12 protein-coding genes and 2 pseudogenes are annotated in these 18168 nt (G+C 59.8%); 9 read left to right on the top strand and 5 right to left on the bottom strand.

Annotated elements, in window-relative coordinates; genetic code table 11:
* The first annotated feature begins 378 nt into the window (after positions 1–378).
* Together ACODNH_RS22035 and ACODNH_RS22030 are read left to right on the top strand one after the other, a co-directional pair.
* On the top strand, positions 379–1713 hold the full coding sequence (locus ACODNH_RS22035) for a glycerate kinase type-2 family protein (RefSeq protein WP_434531848.1): 1335 nt from the start codon (positions 379–381) through the stop codon (positions 1711–1713).
* 127 nt (positions 1714–1840) lie between these two features.
* Positions 1841–3190, top strand: coding sequence for a DUF362 domain-containing protein (locus tag ACODNH_RS22030; protein WP_306711157.1), 1350 nt, complete (start codon positions 1841–1843; stop codon positions 3188–3190).
* Positions 3191–3403: 213 nt separating this feature from the next.
* Here the strand turns inward: ACODNH_RS22030 and ACODNH_RS22025 are convergent, their stop codons facing one another.
* Complete coding sequence (locus ACODNH_RS22025; RefSeq protein ID WP_306711159.1) at positions 3404–5584, bottom strand: LUD domain-containing protein; 2181 nt, start codon at positions 5582–5584, stop codon at positions 3404–3406.
* Positions 5585–5586: 2 nt separating this feature from the next.
* Positions 5587–6108 (bottom strand): LUD domain-containing protein, encoded by a 522-nt coding sequence (locus ACODNH_RS22020; RefSeq protein WP_306711161.1) that lies wholly within the window; start codon positions 6106–6108, stop codon positions 5587–5589.
* A 352-nt stretch (positions 6109–6460) separates the two neighbouring features.
* On the opposite strand from ACODNH_RS22020, the pseudogene ACODNH_RS22015 reads away from it, so the two are divergent.
* Positions 6461–7467, top strand: a pseudogene (locus ACODNH_RS22015) (hypothetical protein).
* A 592-nt stretch (positions 7468–8059) separates the two neighbouring features.
* On the opposite strand, the gene ACODNH_RS22010 reads toward ACODNH_RS22015, so the two are convergent.
* Together ACODNH_RS22010 and ACODNH_RS22005 are read right to left on the bottom strand one after the other, a co-directional pair.
* Positions 8060–8827, bottom strand: a complete 768-nt coding sequence (locus ACODNH_RS22010; protein ID WP_306711167.1) for an IclR family transcriptional regulator — start codon at positions 8825–8827, stop codon at positions 8060–8062.
* Between the two features lie 365 nt (positions 8828–9192).
* Positions 9193–10227, bottom strand: coding sequence for a galactitol-1-phosphate 5-dehydrogenase (locus tag ACODNH_RS22005; protein WP_434531847.1), 1035 nt, complete (start codon positions 10225–10227; stop codon positions 9193–9195).
* A 342-nt stretch (positions 10228–10569) separates the two neighbouring features.
* On the opposite strand from ACODNH_RS22005, the pseudogene ACODNH_RS22000 reads away from it, so the two are divergent.
* From ACODNH_RS22000 to ACODNH_RS21975, 6 genes and pseudogenes are all read left to right on the top strand, one after another.
* A pseudogene (locus ACODNH_RS22000) lies at positions 10570–12013 on the top strand (ABC transporter substrate-binding protein).
* Positions 12014–12049: 36 nt separating this feature from the next.
* Positions 12050–12982, top strand: coding sequence for a carbohydrate ABC transporter permease (locus ACODNH_RS21995; RefSeq protein ID WP_434531846.1), 933 nt, complete (start codon positions 12050–12052; stop codon positions 12980–12982).
* On the top strand, positions 12982–13860 hold the full coding sequence (locus tag ACODNH_RS21990) for a carbohydrate ABC transporter permease (RefSeq protein ID WP_306711175.1): 879 nt from the start codon (positions 12982–12984) through the stop codon (positions 13858–13860). Before ACODNH_RS21995 ends, ACODNH_RS21990 begins: the two co-directional genes overlap by 1 nt.
* A 91-nt stretch (positions 13861–13951) precedes the next feature.
* On the top strand, positions 13952–15112 hold the full coding sequence (locus tag ACODNH_RS21985; RefSeq protein WP_306711177.1) for an ABC transporter ATP-binding protein: 1161 nt from the start codon (positions 13952–13954) through the stop codon (positions 15110–15112).
* Between the two features lie 60 nt (positions 15113–15172).
* On the top strand, positions 15173–15826 hold the full coding sequence (locus ACODNH_RS21980) for a class II aldolase/adducin family protein (protein WP_434531845.1): 654 nt from the start codon (positions 15173–15175) through the stop codon (positions 15824–15826).
* Between the two features lie 26 nt (positions 15827–15852).
* Positions 15853–17328 (top strand): rhamnulokinase, encoded by a 1476-nt coding sequence (locus ACODNH_RS21975; protein WP_434531844.1) that lies wholly within the window; start codon positions 15853–15855, stop codon positions 17326–17328.
* A 5-nt stretch (positions 17329–17333) separates the two neighbouring features.
* Here ACODNH_RS21975 and ACODNH_RS21970 read toward each other — a convergent pair whose 3' ends face one another.
* Positions 17334–18107: an SDR family NAD(P)-dependent oxidoreductase gene (locus tag ACODNH_RS21970; protein WP_434531843.1), complete on the bottom strand. Its 774-nt coding sequence runs from the start codon at positions 18105–18107 to the stop codon at positions 17334–17336.
* Positions 18108–18168: the final 61 nt, after the last annotated feature.

The following is an 18168-nucleotide window of genomic DNA, read 5'->3' as shown; positions in this document are numbered from 1 at the left end:
CAGGAGCGAGCGAAAAATCCGCACCGCAGTAGTATTTGCGTCTATGTCTGAGTTCTACGAACTCACCGACGTTGTTGAACACTGTTATCGGGTGTGTAAAACCGGAATCATGTATTTATCCTCGTATTTGAGCAGAGCCTCCGTCTGGATCGATGGGCCGGATCATACTGCAAGCGTGCGTTAGACACGGACGCGCTGTCGCAACTATCCAAATCCTCAATCAGCTGCCGGCAGATTGGGACAGTGTGTACGCTGAGTCCTCATCTCAAAGGCCACTGCAAAAGCCTGCACTCGCTGCAGAGTAGCAGCGGCTTCTGACAGCACCACGGGTAATTGTTACCGAGGGGGATTTTTAATGACTCGGATGGAAGCAGTCGTATGATTCACAACCGAAGCGAACTGGCTGCCAGCGTTGCACACGAGGTGGCACTCGATTGTATCGAGGCCGCCGTGGCCACGGCCGCACCAGAGGGCGCCACAAGGGCAGCCGTCAACCGTGACGGCAAGACGCTGACAGTCGGCGAGACAACGTACTATCTTGATAACTACACTGATGTCGTCATCGTCGGTGGCGGGAAAGCCGCAGACGGTGTGACACGGGCGCTCGAGTCTGTTCTCGGGGACACCCTCAACGGCGGCCACATCGTCGTCAAGCAGGCTACTGACACCGAAACTGTCCAGAGGTCTGTCGGAGATCACCCGTTACCGTCGAACCGAAACGTTGTGGCGACCACCGATATTCTCGAAACCGTTGACGAGGCCGATGCGGAGACGCTCATCTTGTTCGTCCTGACAGGCGGGGCCAGTGCGCTTCTATCTGCTCCGGCCGGGGACCTGACACTGGATGACCTCCAGACGACGACCGACAGGCTGCTCAATGGTGGTGTTCCGATTGAAGAGATCAACGCGGTCCGGAAGCACCTCTCGGACCTGAAAGGTGGCCAAATAGCACGGCGCGCGGCTCCCGCCACTGTCGCCGGGGTACTGATCAGCGACGTTGTTGGAAACGACCTTTCGACCATCGGTAGCGGTCCCTCAGTTCCGGACGAGACCACATACGAAGATGCCCTTGGCGTGTTCGAACGATACGACCTTAGCCCGCCGTCAGCCGTTCACGACCACCTCGAAGCGGGGCAGGATGGCCGACTATCGGAGACACCGTTTCCCGATGATTCGGTCTTTGACCGTGTTACGAACCACCTCATCGGGGACAACGCAACCGCGCTTGACGCCGCCGCTGCTGTCGCACGGGAGGCCGGCTACGAACCGCTCGTACTCACGTCTCGCCTGCGCGGCGAACCCCGCGAAGTGGCGAAACCGCTCGTCGCTATCGCCGAAGAGACAACAGCGACGGGAACACCGGTCGAACCACCGGCCGTTCTCCTTGCCGGTGGCGAGACGACCGTCACCGTAACAGCGGACGGTGGGCAGGGAGGGCCTAATCAGGAGTTTGTTCTCTCCAGCGCACTGGCCCACGACGGCGACGCGGTCATCGCAGCCGTCGACACTGACGGTGAAGACGGAAGCTCCAATGTGGCCGGTGCAATCGCCGATGGGGCCGTCATCGGCGACCGCGAACGAGCCCGCGATGCGTTGCTCGCAAACGATGCCGGCTCGTACCTCTCGGAAATTGAGGCGACAGTCGAAACCGGACCGACCGGGACGAACGTCAACGACGTGGCCGTGCTCGTTGTCCCAGACCCAAGCGAGTAATCCCGGCTACCGATACACGGTGGCTATTCTCAGGTGGTACTACCGGACCGCCACATCACGATTGAGGTGGTAGCTACCGTTCGATCCGTGGATCACGTTTATCAACAGACGGGCTGATATGCCGCGTATGAACGCATCAGATCAGGCGGTCGCGGCGGACGCACTCTCGGTCCCGGAAGAGACGATCGTCGACGCCTGTGGCGACCCGCCACTCCCCGAGTTCGGTATCATCGAACAGGGCTGGGAGACAGACCCGATAGCGCCAGACGATGTCGCAACACATGCAGCCCGAGCGGCCGAATCCCTGTCCTTTGCGGACGTGCCTGCCGGCGGCGAAGTCGCGCTGGGTGTCGGCAGTCGCGGTATTGCGAACCTGCCCACTATTGTCGCCGGTGTCGTCGGCGCAGTTTCCGACGCCGGCTACGAGCCATTCGTCTTCCCGGCTATGGGGAGCCACGGTGGCGCGACCGGCGAGGGACAGCGAACGATGCTGAACGAACTGGGGGTGACCGAGTCGGCCATCGGCTGTGAAATCCGGTCGACTATGGATGTGGACGAGGTCGGACGAACGCCGGATCGGGACGTGCCTGTCGTCGCCGACGACAACGCTGTGGCGGCTGATGCAATCATCCCTATCAACCGAGTTAAGCCACACACGGACTTCGGCGGGGCAGTCGAGAGCGGGCTCTCGAAGATGCTCGTCATCGGCATGGGCAAGCAGCGCGGCGCACAGATTGCACACAAGTGGGCCGTCGACTGGTCGTTCCGCCGGATGATTCCCGAAATTACTGGCCAGCTGCTCGAAGAGCTCCCCATCGTCGGCGGCGTCGCAATCATCGAGGACCAACACGACGACACGACCCTGATAGAAGGTGTGCCGCCGAGTGGCTTCCTCGACCGCGAGGAGGAACTGTTAGAGACCGCCTACGAGCTGATGCCGAAGCTCCCGTTCGAGGAACTTGATCTCGTGGTGTTCGACCGGCAAGGGAAGGAGATCAGCGGCCAGGGACTCGATACTAATGTCATCGGCCGCCGACCGTTCTCGATTAACGAGCCGGCCCCAGAGACACCGGACATCAAGCGCATCTTCACACGCGGGCTGACGGAGAAGACCCACGGGAACGCGATGGGTGTCGGCTCGGCTGATATCATCCATGCTGATATTGTTGCGGAACTTGACGCGGAGACGTCGCTGATCAACGCGCTCACCGCGAGCACGATTCGCGGCGTGAAACTACCGCCGGTAGTTGAAACCGACCGTGCCGGCATCGTCGCGGCGCTGTCGACGATAGGGGTCGTCAACACCGACACCGTTCGGGTACTCCGTGCAGCCGACACGATGCATCTCCACCAGCTCTACGCGTCGCCGGCGCTGGTCGAGGCCGCACGCGACCGTGACGACCTCCGTGTCATCGAAGAGCCGTCGCCGATTAAGTTTGATAACGGACAGCTTGTCGCGCCGTCGCTCCGCGAGTAGCTGCCGGTAGCGAATCTGTATACTCACACTGCGGACTGCAGACAGAGCAGGCAACGATTCCTAAAAGTCGTCGCAGCACACACGCGACATCTCAGATCCCGAATCCAACGCGACGTGTCCCCCCAACATATGGATGGATAATAAATAACGGGCGTACATACGTTAGGTATGACGCTTCCCGTGCGAGAGCAAATTCCAAGCCGAAGCGGTTGTCTAGGTTGCCAATAGCTCGATCGGATGGCGCGGCTGCCGCTCCAGTAGGGCGTCAATCTGTTCGAGACAAGAGGTCCCGCTGGCGACGACGGGACGGTCCTGTACGCCGTCGTCTCGCAATTGTGTCCGAAGCCGGTCGCCAACGTCCATGCTCAGTTCGTAGTAATCGGACTTGTACCCGAAGCTTCCAGCCATGCCACAGCACTCCACGTCAGATGTGACAACGTCGTAGCCACACGCTTCGAGGACAGCGACGGTATGGGCTTCGAGTCCGAGCGTCCGCTGCTGGCAGTGGCTGTGATACGCGATTTCTGCGCCGGTGACGGTCGAGAGTGAATCGGTGGACGCGCCATTGTCGAGTAAGCCGAAGAGGTATTCGAACACTTCGTAGCTGTTCGCCGCGATGTCGGTAAACGCCGGCTCGTCAAGAAGTCGCTCGTATTCACGGGTGAACATCGCGTGGTCGCTCGGCTCGATAACGACCACGTCGCGGCCGTCTTCGATATGTGGTTCGAGGATCTCTGTGACCCGTTCGGCGTGGTCGGTCGCCGTCGAAACCATCCCCTGTGACAGTGGCGCGCGGCCGCTGGACGGAGCCGGCGGCACTACCACGTCGACACCCAGCGACTCAAGTACCCTTACCGCGGCTTTGCCGCGCTCAACCTGCACGTGGTTCGTGTACAGGTCCGGGTACAGCACCGCCCGACGCTCAGGATTTGTGATCTGTGAGTCACGGGCGGCAGCCCAGTCGACAAGCGTTTGTCGCTCGAACGTCGGCAGATCTCGCCTCGGGTCGATGCCCAGAACTCGGGCCATCGTTTGCCGAGCGAGTGTTGTCTCGGCTAGCCAGTTTGACACCGGTGCGGTGGCACTACCCAGTTTCGCAACGGTCTCGAAGTTTCCGAAGAAGCGTTTCTGCAGTGGGGCACCATCGTCCTCTTCGTCGGGAGTGAGGCCATCGACGAGCCACTCCCCGGGGGCATCTTTGTCGCGGTTGATGCGGTCCCGGACGACGGTGTTGATCCAGGGGATGTCGATACCGACCGGGCAGGCGTTCACGCAGCGCGTACATCCGGTACAGAGGTCGTTGAACTCCTCAGCCACGTCTAACCCCTCAATACCGGCTTCCCATCCCGTCGCAATACCGCCCGAATACGTCTCCCCGCCGAAGGCGTGGCCGCCGACGCTCTGGAAGTTCGCACACGAGTTCGAACAGGCGGAGCACCGGATGCAGTACAGCGTCTCCCGGAGCTGCTCGTCGTCCCGCATCTCTAGTCGGCCGTTATCGATCAGCACGAGATGGAAGTCGCGGTCGGAGTCGAATTCAGACAGCGGTGTTTCGTCGTCGGTGAAATCGACGACCGGCGTGTCGACCGGTGGGGTCAGTAGCGAGACATACGACGTAATGTCCTGCCCAGTGCCCGACCGACCGATGAGTTCGATGAACGGATGGAGGTCTGCAACTGTCGGGATGACTTTTTCGACGCCAGCGACGGCGACGTGTGTGTCCGTCGCAGCCACCGTTTTGCGGGCGTTGCCCTCGCTGGTGACCAGCGCCATCGTTCCAGTGTCGGCCGCGATAAAGTTCGCGCCAGTAATGCCGACTTCCGCGTCGATGATCTGCTCGCCGAGTTTCTCGCGAGCGAAATGAGTCAGTTCCTCGGCCGTCTCCAGTGGCTCATCAGGGTCAAACCGCTCGTTAAATAGCTCGGCGATGCTCTCACGAGACTTGTGAATCGCGGGGGCAACGATGTGGGAGGGGGCTTCATCAGCGACTTGTAACACCCACTCGCCAAGGTCCGTCTCGACCACGTCCACGCCGTCGGCTTCAAGTGCCTCGTTGACCTCGATTTCCTCGCTGGTCATCGACTTACTCTTGACGGCTCGGTCAGCTGCTCGCTCGTCGGCCACGTCACGAATGTACTCGTTTGCGTCAGCGGCGTCGTCGGCGATGTACACCGACCCACCGTTCGCTTCGACGGTCTCCGTTAGCTGGTCAAGTAGATCTGGAAGCTCCGCGATAGCGTCCTCCTTGATACTGCGGGCCGCTCGCTTGAGGTCCTCGTAGTCCTCTAGGTCCGAGACAGAGTCGTACCGTCCCGTGTTGAACCCCTGCGTATTCTCCGCGATTGCCGCTCCCTCGGTCCGCATCAGTTCGCGGATTTCGTCGGCAGTCGCCATTGTCAGGCCTCCTCCTCGACGATGATGACGTGGACCTCTTTGGGTCCATGTGCACCCTTGACCAACGCGCCCATATCGGCTGTCGCACTCGGTCCTGTTGCGATGATTGCACTCTCGCCGGTTTCGTTGAACCGCTCGTCCAACTCTGCCACTGCTGCGTCCATATCGGGCTGGATGTCTTCCTCGTAAAGAATGGCCACGTGGCGCTCGACAAACAGGCTCACGAGTTCGCTGGCCTGATCGGTCATCGAGAGGACAAGTGAGCCGTAGTCGCCGATACCGAGTTCGGCCTCGGTTACGCCAGTGGTCGCCTCTCGAAGCGCGACCGGTGTCGGGTCAACTGTTACCGGCGTCTCTGTGAGCGAAAACGCCTCGTCCGCAACCGCCTCATCAGGCGGAACCCCAACGGCAGGCTCCGTGACCGCCTCGGTGACAGCGGCTTCGAGTTCGGACTCAGTAGTGCTGGCAACTGTCACACCCAAGGCTTCGAGAGCTCCCTCGAACGACGCGCGTTTGCTTTCCATCTATACGCGAACCGTAAACCTACATCATCATTTAGTTTTTGTCTGAAACGAATGGACGTCCGACAAGTTCATACTAAAATGTGACTCAGAAGGTATCCTACAGTGGCTGCAATGTTGTGAACTTGGGCACATCACGATCAGTGTTCATAGAAGCGACACCCACAACATAACCAAATCCTGGTATTCCGTATCGATATATTCGATAGATAGATATGTCAATGAAGAATCCACTACCAGATGATACAGTACTCACGGTATCGCAGATTCAACGCTAAGCAGTTGTTTTCAGATCAAGCAATGACTGAGAGGAAGGGGTTTTGTGGGTTCTCGAAGAAACACCGACAACGGACCGATGGACGACCGACCCAGTGGATCTCCAGACACAGAGATTGCAACATTGCTTGAACAAGGGAAAGAGGCTGACGCACTGGCAGCACTTGAGCGGCTTTCGACAGCCGGACCAGCTACCCAACAGGCGTGCTTGCGGTCACTCAAAGCGGCTGCCAACGACCAGCCAGAACTGTTCGACGGCGTCCTACCATCACTCACCGATTTTTTGCAGGACAGTGAGCGCCCTGTACGGCTCACGACAGCGAAATTATTCGTTACGATCAGTGAGAGCGCGCCGGGTAGCGTGGTTCCGGTTGTTCCGACGCTTGCTGATCGACTGGCGGATGAGGCGGAGTTCTACTACGTCCGTGCCCGGTGTGCAGAGGCGCTGGGCTACGTCGCCGTCGATCATCCCGACGCCGTTGTCTCACCTGAGGTCGTGGCAGACCTGCGTATCGGTCTGGAGTTCGACGAACCAGAAGTAACAGAGAAATTGGCGAAGGCGCTGGTCCATGTGGCCCTAGGTAGTCCCGACAGACTCCGCTATCAAGTCGACTCACTCGCCGAGCATCTTCAAGCAGACAGCGAATTAGTCCGATATCACCTGAGCACAACACTCGTCGTTATCGGTTCTGCGTGTCCCGAACGGCTTGCAGACGCCAAGGAAGTACTTGTCTCGTGCCTCGAAGACGAAGGCAGATACGTCCGTGGGCGGGCGGCCGAGGCGCTAGGTTTGCTTGCCGGCACTGCCTAGCATGGAATCGTTTCCGCAAGCACAGCTCGACAGTCTCACCGTAGACGAGACGTTTGTTGCAAGACGAGCACAATTCGCCCTGTCTCGGCATCGCGGGACGGAGCCTGCTGATGGATTCACAGGCATAGGCACGAGAGATGCAATCCGCACGCAGACGGCCGATATTGTCTCGAAAATCCGGACGCCAGAAGGAGATGGCGGATGCCCCACACTGCGGGCTTTCACTCCCCGAATCCGGTCCCCCGCTGTGCCCGGGCTGTGGCACCCCACTGTGAAAGAACAGCGGTTTACCGACAGTGCTCACAGCACGGTCCACTTCTAATAGGACTACGGTTGCAGTCGATTACCTAGCGCTGCGTCATCTCGTACCGATACCTCTCATATGTATCTACTTCTGTGGGGATCGGATAGTACTGGTGAGACATTCCATCCCAGACAAGATGGAGTGTGTATCTAGTATATCTACATCCAATTTTGGGAATATAAATCGAAATGGGGCCATTACAGAACCATATTGGACGAGATAACTGAAGCACGGGTCAATAGCCGCTCCCGTAGCCGTCCAACTGTCTCCACAGTGACTTCTTGCTCGGTAACCCTGCTGTTTGTTCTGTTTTGAAAAACAGTACAATTTGCATCAGTAGCAGTCACACGAAGGTACCTACTCTCACAGTCAGGAAGCGGACGGTAGAGTGATCCGCGATACCATCACGAGGGCACTTCTGATGCCAGGTCACCCGCAGGCTATCGTTTGAATGCATGAAAGTCAGGTGTCCCGTTAGCGGTGCGTGGGAGAGACATTTGTCACTTTGACAGCGGCAATCGGCCCAGTGAATAACAGTGGTACGTCCGTTATTTAGTATCCAATCAATTCGATGTAAGGGCCACCTGAATGGATTTTGTCGTGCTGAGGACTTGCCCGGTGATATCTTCCCTGAGGTATCGGCCGTTCAAGCGCTCAACGGGGCCACAAATGCCCAGCGCGGCGATCCGATTGCCGCCAACGTCAGGCAGCGGGGCGGCAACACCGACAATCCCTTCGTACTGTTCACCTCTACAGAACGCAATACCGTCATCGCGGATCCGGCGCAGTTCTTCGGTAAGTTCGTCTGGGGCAACGATTGTCGCGTCAGTCGGTGCGACAAGCTCTCTTTCATCCAGAATCGATTTGACGCGACTACTCGAGAGCGACGATAGCAGTGCCTTTCCCGGAGCGTTGACATGGAGTGGCAACCGTTCGCCCGCATAGAACGGGACCGACCAGCCGTCTTCGGGTTCGGAAATTGACACTGGGACGCCGGCCGTTTCTTCGAGAACGAACAGTGTCGCTGTTTCCCCTGTTGCTGCCGCCAGATTATCCAGTTGCTGTTTCGCCGCCTGATAGAAACTGAGATTATCTCGCGTTCTCTCACCGAGCGCTAGCGGACGGAGCGACGCAGCATACGTTTCTGCGTGCTTGACCACGTATCCGGCCGCACGCAACGTCGAGAGATGGTTGTGAGCGACGCTCTTAGAAACCCCCACTGTGTTCGCAAGCTCTGTCACCCCGACAGGTCCGCCCTCGGCGACAAGCGCCTCCAGAATAGCCACCGAGGTCTGGGTCGCTTCGACCGCATACTGTGGTTCTTCGGTCATTGAACGTCATTTCAATACCTCGCCTTAAAATTCTGTTCACTAGAGCAGAACAGTTAGAGTGATGTAAGCTAGTAACACAGAGAGGCACACATTATTTATTGTCCATAACTAGATTGCTACGATGCCTGGATACCGAAATTTACTCGTTCTTCTCTCCAGAACGAGTGTACTCAGAACAGTGCAGATCCTCAGCGTGTAGAAAATACCCGCGTCAGGCTGGCACGGCCATTTTGACTGCATCGGAATCGCTCTCATCTAAGCACCGTGTCGACTGTGGCTTAGGTCTTCGACCCCAATTGCTTCCATACCGTTGTAAGGCCGCTCGACGGCGGCGTTTCCGAACAGTATCAGGAGGTCGCACTTGCTTACTCAGAGCCGTCTGGAATGACTACTTTCTTTAGTCCCTCAGCGTTGCCCATCCGTTCAAACGCTGTCGGAAGGTCGTCAAGCCCGATACGTTCGGTGATAAGCGGCTCGGCGTCGATACGTTCGTGTTCGAGCAGTGTTATCGCTCGCTCGAAGTCCTCAGTCGTCAGAGAGAACGAACCGCGGTAGTCAACCTCGTCAAAGAAGACATCGAACGGACTGATTTCCATCGTCGCTTCCTGGTCCGGGACGCCAAAGATGAGTGTCGAGCCGCCGGGCGCGGTCACAGCGTTGGCCTGCTTGATTGTCGGGACGAGCCCGATAGCCTCAGCGCCGACGTCGACCGGTCCACCGGCCGCCGCCGGGATCGCTTCCTCGGGATCTTCTTCGTTGGGGTCGATGACGGCATCTGCGCCGAGGTCGGCGGCCAGCTCTCGCCGTTCGTCATCGAGTTCGGAAACCACGATTGGGGCAGCGCCCGCGTTGCGGAACGCTTGCAAGAGTAGCAAGCCGATCGGGCCAGCGCCGATAATACCGACACTGTCTCCCGGTTTGATGTCAGCCTGTTCGACACCGTGGACACAACAGGCGAGCGGTTCGGCGAGTGCGGCCCGTTCGAAGGACATCTCGCCGATGTCCTCAACGTTGATAGCCGGGACGCGGACGTACTCGGCGAAGGCCCCGTCAAGGATGGTGTCACCGGCACCACCGATGCTCGTGTTGTTCTCACAGAGGTGCGTCTCCCCCCTCTTGCAGTACGAACAGGCGTTACAGGGGACGGTGGGATTGATTGCGACGCGGTCTCTGACCGCAAAGCCCGCAACGTCGGCACCGACTTCCGCAATAGTCCCGGCACCCTCGTGGCCCAGAATCAGTGGTGTTTCGGCGGCGAAGGTGCCGTGATACATATGATAGTCGGTCATGCAGACGCTACAGGCGCCAACCTGAACGAGAACCTCGTCATCCGCAGGGTCCGGTCGGTCACGGTCTTCGACGGTAATTTCGCCGACATCGGTCAACATGCTAGCGCGCATCAGTCGTCCTCCAACGGTCGGCTCGCGGTCGTCACTGCAGCAGTACCTCTTTCGTGCGTTGGTGTGGGTCGGGTCATGGGTGGTTTGGGCCGTAGCCCGTTGTCACTAGTCCGGCTGAGCTGGACACACAGCGGACTCGGCTACGATCCGTACTCTCGATGTTTTTGGACTGCGTATTAAAATCTTGCCACGGTTACCCGTACTCCGGAGGCAGATGAGTTCGTGGATGGGGGCTTCCGTACTGTATGCCGTCTGTTCTCGCCCAGTGTGATGGGTATTCTACCTTACAGATGATTACCTTTATTATGCATCGGTATTTCGATAGTGACGAGGTAAACTGGCATGACCAACTCCAACAGGCGGACGTTTCTGAAAGCGACAGGTGTCGGACTACTCGGCGGCCTCGCTGGCTGCACACGAGGCGGCGATGGCTCAGACGGAAGTGGGAGTGACGGCTCAAGTGATGGTAGCGGTGGTTCCGATGGCGGAACCAGCACCGCTGGAAGCGACGGTGAACTCGCGGTTCCTCTCAGCGAGTACGAGGACGCCGATATCGACTGGCGACAGTTCGAGGGGTCCTCGATCAACATCGGAGCCGTCCAGCACCCCTGGGTTTCAGCCATCAAGCCCGCAGTCCCCGTCTTCGAGGAACTGACCGGAATCGACGTCGTTTGGAACGTCCTGCCCGAACAGCAGTTCAGGACCAAGCGCCAGACGGACGTCAGTACCGGCGCCGGGCAGTTCGACGTCTTCTACATGGATCAGGTCGTCAACCAGTTCCGTGAAGAGGGCTGGATACAGCCGCTCGACCCGTTCTTTGACGACGACAGTCTCTTCGACGAAGACTGGTACGAGCCCGACGACCTCTTCGAGGCGTCGCGGTGGCAGGCTCACGGTGGTGGCTACAGTGACACATGGACTGGGATGCCGATTACCGTCGAAGTCCAGACACAGTTCTACCGCAAAGACCTCTACGAAAAGCACGGTCTGGAAGTCGCGGAGACGCTCGAACAGTTCCGCCAGAACGCCAAGACTATCCACGAGAACGAGTCCGACGTCGTCGGCACCGTCGGCCGTGGCGACAAGGGCTATGGGATGAACATCTACATCCTGAACACGTTCCTGCGCCAGAACGGTGCGGAACTCTGGGACAGCTTCCCGGACGATTCCGGCCTCGATTCGGACGGCGTAATCGACGCCGCGGAGTGGTACGTCAGCCTGTTGCAGGACTACGGTCCCGAAGGGGCCTCGACCCAGACCTGGTCAGACGTGCTCTCGACGATGCAGGAGGGTCGCGCCGGTCACATCGTCTCCGACGCGAACCTGTTCTGGCCCGGTCTTACCGGCTCTGACTCCTCAGTTGCGGACAAGGTCGGCATCGCGAAGGTTCCCAGCCCGGCCGACGGCCAGTTCTCGCCGAACGCGTTCAACTGGCAGATCTCCACGTCGAAGAACGCCCAGAACTCCGAGCAGGCGTTCCTGTTCATGGTGTGGGCGTCCTCGCAGCCGACCAACACCTGGATGCACGTCGAGGGCGACGCCGCCTTCTCCGTCCGGCAGTCCGTCTGGGAGAACGACGAGTTCCGTTCTCGCGTCGGCGAGAACTTCGCACAGGTCACGCTCGAATCCCTGCAGGAAGCAGCGCCGGACCCGTTTCGACCGGAAGTACCCCGAATGGGGCCAGCGGTACTCCGAGGAACTGCAGCGCGCCATCGCCGGCCAGAAGTCCGCCGAGGAGGCGATGACCCAAGCGGCGTCCATCGCAGAAGACATCTACAGCAATTAAATCTAAGCCACACCTGCGCCACAACACATCCCACAAATGAGTACACCAACGCAAACGGAAACGACACCTCAATCGACCTTCGCCAGGCTGCGGGACCTGTGGAACGACTACCTCCCGTACTGGTTCATGGCACCAATGGTGGCGGTGATGGTGATGATCACCTTCTTCCCCGGTGCCTACGACCTGTATCTCAGCCTAGTCGCGGAGCCGACACTCGATGTATTCGCAGCTGATTTCGTGGGGCTCCGCAACTTCGAGACGGCGTTCACCCGCGGCGGCGCGATCCACTCGTTCATCATCACGATTACTGTCGTCGTCAGCGCGCTGCTCCTCGAAACGGTCCTCGGGTTCGTTCTGGCCGCGCTCGTCGCCGGCGTCGGCTCCGACCGGGCGAAGTCGTTCTACCGGGTGTTGTTCATCATTCCGATGGCCGTTGCCCCCGTCTCGCTCGCGACCATCGGCCGGATCATGCTGAACAGCGAAATCGGCATCATTCCGTACGTCATTAACACTGGTACGCCATTCACAGCACCGAGTTTCCTCTCGGAAACCCCACTGGTGACGGTGATCCTGCTGGATGCGTGGAACTGGACGCCGTTCATGTTCATCATCTTCTACGCCGGCCTCTCGTCGGTACCGAAGACGCTCATCGAGGCGTCCCGCGTCGACGGAGCCCCGATGTGGCGGCGATACGTCCACGTCATCATCCCCTACATGAAGCCAGTCGTGTTCGTTGCGACGCTCATCCGGTTGATCGACTTATTCCGGACGTTCGGCGTGGTGTACGGACTCACAGGCGGCGGTCCCGGGACGGCGACCCAACTCGTGAGTATCAACATCTACGAACAGATGTTCATCAACAACCAGATCACCGTGGCCGCAGCAATCGCCATCGTCTACCTCGTCCTCGTCGTTGCACTGTGTAACGTCATCATTGCGAAGGTCGGCTTCGAGGGGGTGTGGGACTGATGGCGACAACGGATGGCGACTCCGCGACCGCGTCACAACGACTCGACAAGGACACGCGGGAGAAGCTCGTCACGGTGGTTCGACACACAATTCTGCTGACGTGGTCGTTCATCGTACTGTTCCCGCTGTACTGGCTCGCTTCGATGTCGCTGAAGCCCCCGGGCCAAGCGAACTCGCTGCCGCCCGACTGGATCTTCCTGCCGACGGTGTACAACTACATCCAGTTGTTCCAGGACTCCGGGTTCGTCGCGGCGTTCGCCAACAGCCTTGTCATGGTGTCAGCGTCGGTTGTCCTCGTGCTATTGATCGGCGTTCCCGCCGCGTACGTCCTCTCGCGGTACGACATCCCGATGGAGCGTGACGTTCTCGTGTGGATACTCTCCTCACGGATGCTCCCGCCGATTGCCGTCGTGCTCCCCTTCTTCATCATCTTCCGGGAGCTCAATCTGTTCGACACCCGCGTCGGGATGGTGCTGATGTACGTCAGCATCAACCTCTCGCTGGTGGTCTGGGTGATGAAGGCATTCTTCGACGGCATTCCCGAGACCTTAGAGGAGGCCGCCCGCGTCGACGGTGCAACACAGTTCCAGGGCTTCAGGAAAGTCGTCCTGCCGGCGGCCAAGCCCGGCATCTTCTCGGTCGCCATCATCAGCTTCATCTTCGCGTGGATAGAGCTACTGTTCGGACTCGTGCTGACGAGCTTCGAGGCAGTGCCGGTGACGCTGTTTGTCTACTCGTTCATCGGCTCCCGCTCGATCGAGTGGGGGATGCTCGCAGCCGCCTCGACGGCGATGATCGTTCCGGTCGTCATCTTCCTCATCGCGGTCAACAAATACCTCGCGGCCGGGCTCAGCTTCGGCGTGGTGATCAAAGAATGACGACGCTGTCCACACCACGACAGGTATCGCTCGCGAACTACGCCCCTGCGGCGGCGGTAGCTTCACTTAGCCGCACATTGGAGGCAAAATAATGGCAAAGATCACAATCGACGACGTTACGAAGCGATTCGGTGAAGGAGATGAGTCAATCATCGCGGTCGACGACGTCTCGCTAGACATCCGCGATGGCGAGTTCATCGTCTTCGTCGGTCCGTCTGGGAGCGGGAAGTCGACGCTCATGCGCATTGTCGCAGGGCTGGAAACGCAATCCGAGGGCGATATCCGCATCGGCGATAACGTGGTCAATCAACTTGGACCGCGCGCCCGGGACATCGCGATGGTGTTCCAGAACTACGCGCTGTACCCCAACATGACCGTCGAGGAAAACATGTCTTTCGGGCTGAAGATGTCGACGGATATGTCCGCCGACGAGATCGAGGAAGCCGTCACCTCCGCCGCCGAAATGATGGACATCGATATGCTGTTGGACGACAAGCCCGGCGAACTCTCCGGGGGACAACAACAGCGCGTCGCACTCGGCCGTGCTATCGTCCGTGACCCGAACGTCTTCCTGATGGACGAGCCGCTGTCGAACCTAGACGCCAAGCTTCGGGCGGAGATGCGCACCGAAATCAACCGGCTCCAAAACGACCTCGATGTGACGACGCTGTACGTTACCCACGACCAGACAGAGGCAATGACGATGGGCGACCGGCTCGTCGTCCTCAACTATGGGGAGCTCCAGCAGGTCGGGACGCCGCTAGAGTGTTTCTACCGCCCGGCCAACCAGTTCGTCGCTGGCTTCCTCGGCTCGCCATCGATGAACTTCTTCGAGGGCAAGGTCGAGGGCGGAACCCTCCGCGCGGACGGGTTCGACTTCGACCTGACCGAACGGATGCAGTCAGCCGTTGGAAGTCGAAACGAACTCGCCCTCGGTATCCGGCCGGAAGACATGACGCTCCACGACCGGGCGAACTCGGGCCACGAGTTCGAGGCCATCGTCGACGTCGTCGAACCGATGGGGAGTATCTCCTACGTCTATCTCCAGGCGCGGGCACAGAGCCACGAGCAGACGTTCATTGTCGAGACAGACGGGCAGCGCCCGATCAGCGAGGGCCAACACGTCTACGTCGAGATCCCAGATCGGGACGTACACTTGTTCGACGCCGCCAGCGGCGAGACGATCCACCAGCGCCAACTCGGTGATGACGCGGAGATGGCGCTCGAAGAGCAAATAAAGCCCGCCGAGTGACGGCGATACCCGTCACCGCCTCACGGCTGTAATCAACCGACAGTTATCGACAGACCACACATGGCAGATCAAGACAGTTCACATTACGAGACGCGTACCGCTATCTGCGAGTACGGCCGGAGCCTGCTCGAAGACGACTTGACCACCGGGACTGGCGGAAACCTCAGTGCCCGACTCGACGAGAACCACATCGCGATCAGTCCGTCAGGAATCCCCTACGGAGAGATCGAACCCGAAGACGTTCCGGTTGTACAGACGGACGGCACTGTGATTGAGGGTGACGTTGAGCCGTCGACGGAGCTTCCGATGCATCTGGCCGTCTACCGCGAGCGACCGGCGGTCGGCGGCGTCGTCCACACCCACTCGCCGTATGCGACGACGTTCGCCTCGCTTGGGGAGGCGATACCGGCATCGCACTACCTCCTCTCGTTCACCGGAACAGAGGTGCCCGTGGCCGAATACGAAACGCACGCGACCGAGAAACTCGGCGAGGCCGCCGTCGACGCGCTGGGCGAATCGTTCAACGCCACGCTGTTGCGCAACCACGGCGTCCTGACAGCTGACGAAACGCTGGCCGACGCCTACACGGTCGCGCTAATGGTTGAGTACTGCGCACGTATCCATCATCAGGCCCGGGCTATCGGCGAGCCGGAAATCCTTCCGGACGAGGAGATCGACCGGCTGGCCGACAAGCTCGACAGTTACGGGCAGTGACCACGCATGCCTCTCCCAACTGATCCATGAACCACGTCGCTATCGACGTCGGCGCGAGCGGCGGGACAGTGTTCCTCGGCGAGGTGACCCAGTCGTCGTTCTCCGTACGAGAAGTCCACCGGTTCGATAACCGACCCGTCGAACGGGACGGCCGCTACGTCTGGGACGTCGGCGCGCTGGTTGATCACATCGGCGACGGAATCCGGGCTGCCGACGACCACGCCGACAGCCTCGATACGGTCGGTATCGACACGTGGGGGCTTGACTTCGGACTCTTGGCCGACGGCGAACTGCTCCGAGACCCGGTCTCTTACCGCGACCCCAAGTCGACAGCCACACGCGAGCAAGTTTTCGAGGCTGTCGGGAAGCGGCGGCTGTTCGACGCGACCGGCATCGCGAACTGGAACACACCGAACACGCTGTGGCAACTCCACACTATCGCCGAACGCGAGCCCGAACTTCTCGAAGAAAGCGACGGCTTGCTCATGATACCACAGCTCCTCTCGGCACGGATAGGGGGACAACCGGCGGGCGACGTGACGATTGCCTCGACCACGCAGATGGTCGATCCCAAGGCACGGACGTGGGCCACCGACCTGCTCGACGAGCTGTCGCTTCCGACGGACCTGCTCCCGGACCTGTCCGAACCCGGTCAGCGCCTCGGTACCGTCGACGACACCGTCGTTTCGGGCCTGTCTTCGACGCCGGAGGTCGTGGTGCCGGCGAGCCACGACACGGCGGCGGCCGTCGCCGGCCTTCCGCTCGCCGAGGACGCCGCGTTTCTCAACACGGGGTCGTGGTTCATCCTTGGCGTCGAGCGAGACGAACCAGTACGGACAGATTCCGCCTTCGAGCACGCCGTCTCGAACGAACTCGGCGTCAACGGGACCGTTCGGCTCCTGAAGAACATCAACGGGTTCTTTCTGCTCGAAGAATGTCGCAAAGCGTGGCGTGAGGCGGACGAACCGGCCGATTACGAGACGCTTCTGTCGGCCGCAGAAGAGGCACAGCCACGGACCGCGCTCGTTGATACGGATGCTGAAACTTTCAGCATCGACGAACCGATGCCCGACCAGATTCGGGCCTACTGCCGCCGAACGGACCAGCCCGTTCCGACGGGACAGGGTAGTCTCGTCCGCTGTCTGCTCGACAGTCTGGCAGCGAAGGTGGCGCTAGAACTCGATGCGCTCGCGGCAGTCGTCGACGACCCACCGTCACGTATCGTTCTCGGTGGCGGCGGTGTGAGAAACGAACTGTTCTGTCAGTTACTGTCCGACGTCACCGACCGCCCAGTGTCGACTGGCCCAGTCGAGGCAACGGCTGTCGGCAACGTCCTCACACAGGCCGTCGCGGCGGGGCGCGTGCCGGACATCGAGACTGGTCGGCAGTTGATCGAGTCGGCGTTCGAGACAACGACCTACGAGCCACAGGCTGGTGGTGAGTGGACCGAGTCAAAAGATCGGTTGGCTGCACTGACCGACGAATCGCTGTCCGGAGCCTGACGCTTTCACTGCGAGGTGTAGCCGCCGTCCATCACGACGGTCGACCCCGTCATGTACGACGAGGCGTCCGATGCGAGATAGACAACCAGTTCTTTCAGTTCCTCTGGTCGACCGAGACGGCCCATCGGCGTATTCTCTAGCCAGGTTTCCTCCATCTCCGGGTTCTCTTCGAGCACTTCGTCGACGAGTTCGGTCCGCATGTACCCGGGCGCGATGGCGTTGACGCGGACGCCCTGATCGCCCCACTCGACCGCCAGTGACTGGGTCAGCATTCTGACGCCAGCTTTCGTCGTGTTGTAACTGACCTGTTTCTGTGGGACGTTCACGTCGAAGCCCGACATCGAGGAGATATTGACGATGCGGCCCTCACCCCGTTCGAGCATCTGCTGGCCGACGTGTTTGGCACAGAGGAAGACGCCGTCGAGATTGACTGACACGACACGCCGCCATGACTCGATGCTCGTCTCCTCCGCAGGCGAGTTTTCGACGATGCCGGCGTTGTTGACCAGTACGTCAATTGGTCCGAGGCGGTCGGTCACGTCCTCGACCATCGCCTCAACGGAGGCTTCGTCCGTCACGTCGACCTCAGTCGCAATAACGTCCGTTTCGCCGTCGAGTTCCGAGGCCGTCCGTTCCGCTTTCTTGAGGTTCACGTCCGCGATAGCCGCGTCTGCGCCCATTTCAGTTAGACCGGTCGCCATCTGTTTGCCGAGACCCTGCGCAGCACCGGTGACGATAGCTGTCTCTCCGTCGAGGGAGAAACTGTCAAGTACACTCATGCGTACACTTGGTGCTCCGGTAGCCTCCAGCATAAATGTACGCCTATCTCTATCACAGTCC

Origin of the sequence: Haloarcula sp. NS06 (genome assembly GCF_051122755.1) — an archaeon.
Classification (GTDB): domain Archaea; phylum Halobacteriota; class Halobacteria; order Halobacteriales; family Haloarculaceae; genus Haloarcula.
The sequence above is the reverse complement of the archived record's forward strand: the minus strand, read 5'-3'. Positions and strand labels throughout refer to the sequence as shown.